We start from the raw sequence: 921 nt of genomic DNA, 5'->3' as shown, positions 1-921 counted from the left end.
TAGTGAGCTGTTACGCACTCTTTAAATGAATGGCTGCTTCCAAGCCAACATCCTAGCTGTCTGTGCAGTCGGACCTCGTTAGTTCAACTTAGCGTATATTTAGGGACCTTAGCTGATGGTCTGGGTTCTTTCCCTCTCGGCCTTGGACCTTAGCACCCAAAGCCTCACTGCCGGCCATATCTTATAGCATTCGGAGTTCGTCTGGATTTGGTAGGATTTGACTCCCCCGCACCCAATCGGTAGCTCTACCTCTATAAGACTCGATGCCGACGCTGTTCCTAAAAACATTTCGGGGAGTACGAGCTATTTCCCAGTTTGATTAGCCTTTCACCCCTACCCTCAGGTCATCCGGAAACTTTTCAACGTTTATCGGTTCGGTCCTCCATTACATGTTACTGCAACTTCAACCTGCCCAAGGGTAGATCACAAGGTTTCGCGTCTACCTCATCTGACTATGCGCCCTATTAAGACTCGCTTTCGCTTCGGCTGCGTGGCTGAACCACTTAACCTTGCCAGACAAGAGTAACTCGTAGGCTCATTATGCAAAAGGCACGCCGTCACTGCACCTGGCAGCTCCGACCGCTTGTAAGCACACGGTTTCAGGTTCTTTTCACTCCTCTGTTCGAGGTTCTTTTCACCTTTCCCTCACGGTACTAGTTCACTATCGGTCTCTCAGGAGTATTTAGCCTTATCAGATGGTGCTGACAGATTCCCACAGGGCGTCTCCGACCCCGCGGTACTCAGGGTACTGCTAGGCTAGCATTCTATACGTGTACAGGGCTATCACCGTGTATCGCTGGGCTTCCCATCCCATTCCACTTCTGTTTGCTAATGCCATATCGCAGCCCTACAACCCCAATAATGCCGTAACATTATTGGTTTGGGCTCTTTCCCGTTCGCTCGCCACTACTTGGGAAATCA

1 rRNA gene is annotated in these 921 nt (G+C 50.3%); it reads right to left on the bottom strand.

Annotated elements, in window-relative coordinates:
• A 23S ribosomal RNA gene (locus ACFS6I_RS24450) occupies positions 1-921 on the bottom strand; the annotation flags it as partial.

Origin of the sequence: Sphingobacterium anhuiense, assembly GCF_042686355.1 — a bacterium.
GTDB classification, from domain to species: Bacteria; Bacteroidota; Bacteroidia; order Sphingobacteriales; family Sphingobacteriaceae; genus Sphingobacterium; species Sphingobacterium anhuiense.
The sequence above is the reverse complement of the archived record's forward strand: the minus strand, read 5'-3'. Positions and strand labels throughout refer to the sequence as shown.